Here is a 3,908-nt window from a genome sequence, read left to right as displayed (position 1 = left end):
CGCTTCAAACGTGCGCATTAAAGCTCTTGCATCTAATTTAAGTTCTACCAATAAAGCTTTTAATTCATCTGCTGTTGGTGGCACTTCTAGGTATTTAATTACTTCAAAATCAATGCCTTTTTCCTCTAAAATTCCTAGTGTTAATCTAGATTTTGTACATCTTGGATTATGATAAATTATTGTATTCATTGGCTTAAAAACATGCTTAAAAAAATTACTATTATACTGTCACTATTTTTAACCATGGCATTTGCTCAGGCAATTACCATTAGTGATATTATTGAATCTACCAAAGAGACGCGTCAGAAAGAAGTTAGAGTGCCTGATTTTTCTCTAACCGACCTTAATGGCAATATTCATACTGATGAATCTACCCAAGGAAAATATTTAGTGGTTAATTTTTGGGCTACTTGGTGCCCGCCATGTTTAAAAGAGATTCCTGCTTTTGTGGAGTTTTATGAAAAAAATAAAGACAAAGTATTAATTCTAGGGCTTGACTACGAACAAGCTGGCAAAAAAGAAGTGATTGAATTTACTGATACCTTTATGGTGAACTATCCAATCATTCTTTTTGATGAAAAAAATGGCCCGCAATTCACAAATTTTGGCGAGGTATTTGGCATGCCAACCACTTATGTTTACGATCCAGATGGTCGATTGGTTGATTTTCGCATGGGCGAAATGGATATTGCCGACCTACAAAAAGCTATTTCAAAGTAGCCAGGTCTTAGAGCTAAGGCCAGAATCTCTAACCAGCTTAGGCACCAAATAGCCACTTAATTGAGATTGCAATTGCTGGTGTAGTTGCACAGCCTTATCATCACTCACAAAGTAGTTTTGCGCACCCTCAACCTTGTCTAGCATATGCAAGTAATACGGCAAAATTCCAACATCAAATAATTTCAAACTTAGTGCTTTTAGGCTGTTTAAATCGTCATTAACACCTTTTAATAAGACCGATTGATTGAGCAAGGTTGCATTTACAATATTTGCGATATTTTTAGAAAACTCATCTGATATCTCATTTGCATGGTTAATATGCGTCACTAAAACAACCTTTAGACGTGTTTTAGCCAATATTTCGACCAATTTAGTAGTCATTCTGCTTGGCATCACCACTATTGAGCGTGAATGAATACGTAAAGACCTTACATATTGAAAATTTTCAATATTTTTGATTAATTTTTCAAGCTTATCATCACTCAAACTAAGTGGATCTCCACCACTTAAAATAACTTCGTTGATTTCTTGGCGCTCGCTGATGTAGCGCTCAATTTCTGGCCAATTGCTCAGTGCATCATGCTGAGTATAATCAAAGTTTTGTCTAAAACAATACTGGCAATGAATCGCACACACTTGAGAGGCAATCAGCAACACTCGATTTGGATATTTGTGGATTAGCCCATCGACAGGAGAGTTATCTTCATCCCGCAAGGGTGATAAAGAATAATCACTTTTATCGTTTGATACTTGTGGTATTACCTGCCTGAGTAGAGGGTCGTTAGGATTGTTAACATCTACGAGGTTGGCATACTCAAGTGGAATCTTAATGGGGAATTTAACCTCAGTGAATGCTTGAGTGTTGAAAAATACATTACTCTGCTGCGCACCTTTAAGCACCTTTCTTGCTTGTTGATTCCACTGATTTGCTGACATAAAAAAAGCCCCGTAAGGGGCTCTCTGATTCGATTTACTTAAGTCTTAACAAAAGTTGGCGAAGTTAGCATCTGAATGCTCACCACCATCTTCGTAACCAGCTTCATACTCGTCAGTTTTTCTCTGCTCTTCAATTTCAGGGTTGTTCAAGAAACCTGCGACCCAACCTTGAATATAGTTGTCGTTTACACCCATTTCTTCCATTTTTTTAACGCCTTCGTAGTAAGTCATTGCTGATACTCCTTAAATAATGTTTATAATTTTGTTGCTTACATCAGAACGCTGTTCAACTGACATAAGAGAAAGGTAATATTATAACCATTAAATTTCATAAGGCAAGAAAAATCAATGAATTTATCAGAAATAACCAACGGATTAAATGACAAGCAACACCAATCAGTTGCACTGGGTGATGCTCAAAACGCACTGATACTAGCAGGTGCAGGTAGTGGCAAGACACGTGTGCTTACCCATCGAATAGCCTACCTGGTTACTCAGAAAAACATTCATACCGACTCAATATTGGCCGTTACCTTTACCAACAAAGCTGCAGCAGAAATGCGTGAAAGATTAGGTGCATTACTACGGCGCCCAATACAAAGCATGTGGGTAGGTACCTTTCATGGCCTTGCACATCGCCTATTACGCACGCATTATGAAAAGGCTGGGCTTAGCTCAGGTTTTCAAATTTTAGATGCACAAGACCAGTTTCGCATTGTTAAACGCCTAATGAAAGAAAACAATATTGATGAATCTAAATTTCCAGTTAGAAAAGTTCAATGGTTTATCAATCAGCAAAAAGATGAAGGTATTCGTGCACAAGACGTAGATGCGGGTTATAACTTTTTTATTAAGAAAAGTCTTGAGGTACTTGTATTGTATGAGGCGCATTGTCGTGCCAACGATCTGATTGATTTTGCCGAGCTGTTGGTACGTAGCTATGAGCTATTAAAAAATAATACCGAGCTACTCGAACATTATCAAACACGTTTTTCGCATATTTTGGTAGATGAGTTTCAAGATACTAATACTGTGCAATATAAATGGATTCATCAATTATTTACTGGCAAAAATAATGTATTTTGCGTGGGTGATGACGATCAGTCGATCTACGGCTGGCGTGGTGCAAAAATTGAAAATATCACCAAATTAGAAACTGATTTCGCTCCGATTCAAACCATTCGTCTTGAACAAAATTATCGTTCAACAGGTAATATTTTGGCCGCATCGAATGCACTAATTGCCAATAATTCCAATCGAATGGGAAAATCGCTTTGGACTGATGCTGGTGATGGCGAGCTGATTAATGTGTACGAAGCACGTACTGAGACTGATGAAGCTGATTATGTTATTCGAAGTATTAAAAAACTCATTAAAGATGGTGGCACTGCAAGTGATTGCGCTATTTTGTATCGCTCGAATGCACAATCACGAGTATTTGAAGAGTCTTTGATTAAACACAATATTCCTTATATTATTTATGGTGGATTGCGATTTTTTGAACGCGCTGAAATCAAAGATGCACTGGGCTATGTGCGTCTTTGTGAAAGTACGACTGATAACGTAGCTTTTGAGCGCGTGGTTAATTTCCCAACACGAGGCATTGGCAATGCCACTTTGGAAAAGGTACGTGAATTTGCACGCGACCAACATACTAATTTATTTCAAGCAGCTGTTCAGGTTGCACCAAGCTTGCCAACTCGCGCTTCAAATGCCTTAAGTGGCTTTATACAATTAATCGAACAAATGACTGATGATTCTAAAAATCTAGACTTGGATGAAAAAGTTGCTTACTTATTGAATCACTCCGGGCTAATGACGCATTACGCTAATGATAAAACTGATAAAGCTGGTAGTAAAAAAGAAAACTTAGAGGAGCTTATTTCTGCTGCCAAACAATACAACCATGATGAAGATAGTGAGATGAATGAGGTGGTTGGATTTATTTCTTTAGCCTCTCTTGATTCAAGTGGTGATGCTAATGCGCCAATCGTTGATAACGTTCAACTAATGACTATTCACTCAGCCAAAGGCTTAGAATTTCCAAATGTATTTTTAGGCGGTCTAGAAGAGGATTTATTTCCTTCTAGACAGTCTAAAGACGAACCTCATTTGATGGATGAAGAAAGGCGATTATGCTATGTTGGCATGACTCGAGCCATGAAAAGACTAACACTATCATTTGCTATTAAGCGCTTCTTACATGGCCAATCTTTATACGCTTACCCTTCTCGTTTTTTGGATGAAATCCC

The 3,908-nt window shown here is 37.8% G+C and carries 5 protein-coding genes; 2 read left to right on the top strand and 3 right to left on the bottom strand.

What is annotated here, in order from left to right; all coding sequences use genetic code 11:
- Positions 1–189 (bottom strand): thioredoxin domain-containing protein (locus BTHERMOSOX_RS08660; RefSeq protein WP_488153933.1); only part of this gene is annotated, 189 nt, incomplete at its 3' end.
- 12 nt (positions 190–201) lie between these two features.
- On the opposite strand from BTHERMOSOX_RS08660, the gene BTHERMOSOX_RS08655 reads away from it, so the two are divergent.
- A complete protein-coding gene (locus BTHERMOSOX_RS08655; RefSeq protein WP_249360661.1) occupies positions 202–720 on the top strand; it encodes a TlpA family protein disulfide reductase in 519 nt (172 codons plus the stop codon).
- Here the strand turns inward: BTHERMOSOX_RS08655 and BTHERMOSOX_RS08650 are convergent.
- Both BTHERMOSOX_RS08650 and BTHERMOSOX_RS08645 read right to left on the bottom strand, forming a co-directional pair.
- Positions 712–1,656 (bottom strand): KamA family radical SAM protein, encoded by a 945-nt coding sequence (locus BTHERMOSOX_RS08650; protein ID WP_138120681.1) that lies wholly within the window; start codon positions 1,654–1,656, stop codon positions 712–714. The two genes, BTHERMOSOX_RS08655 and BTHERMOSOX_RS08650, sit on opposite strands and share 9 nt — an antisense overlap.
- A gap of 45 nt (positions 1,657–1,701) precedes the next feature.
- Positions 1,702–1,887: an Alvin_2107 family globule sulfur oxidation protein gene (locus BTHERMOSOX_RS08645; RefSeq protein ID WP_138120680.1), complete on the bottom strand. Its 186-nt coding sequence runs from the start codon at positions 1,885–1,887 to the stop codon at positions 1,702–1,704.
- 117 nt (positions 1,888–2,004) lie between these two features.
- Between BTHERMOSOX_RS08645 and BTHERMOSOX_RS08640 the strand changes: the two genes are divergently transcribed.
- A partial coding sequence (locus tag BTHERMOSOX_RS08640; RefSeq protein WP_138120679.1) for a UvrD-helicase domain-containing protein occupies positions 2,005–3,908 on the top strand: 1,904 nt, incomplete at its 3' end.

Source organism: Bathymodiolus heckerae thiotrophic gill symbiont, assembly GCF_900128515.1.
In the GTDB taxonomy this organism is placed as follows: Bacteria; Pseudomonadota; Gammaproteobacteria; order PS1; family Pseudothioglobaceae; genus Thioglobus_A.
The sequence above is the reverse complement of the archived record's forward strand: the minus strand, read 5'-3'. Positions and strand labels throughout refer to the sequence as shown.

Bases quoted from the DNA above. Each gene is read 5' to 3' on its own strand.
- BTHERMOSOX_RS08655 (WP_249360661.1), top strand. From the start codon at position 202: ATGCTTAAAAAAATTACTATTATACTGTCACTATTTTTAACCATGGCA.
- BTHERMOSOX_RS08650 (WP_138120681.1), bottom strand. From the start codon at position 1,656: ATGTCAGCAAATCAGTGGAATCAACAAGCAAGAAAGGTGCTTAAAGGT.
- BTHERMOSOX_RS08645 (WP_138120680.1), bottom strand. From the start codon at position 1,887: ATGACTTACTACGAAGGCGTTAAAAAAATGGAAGAAATGGGTGTAAAC.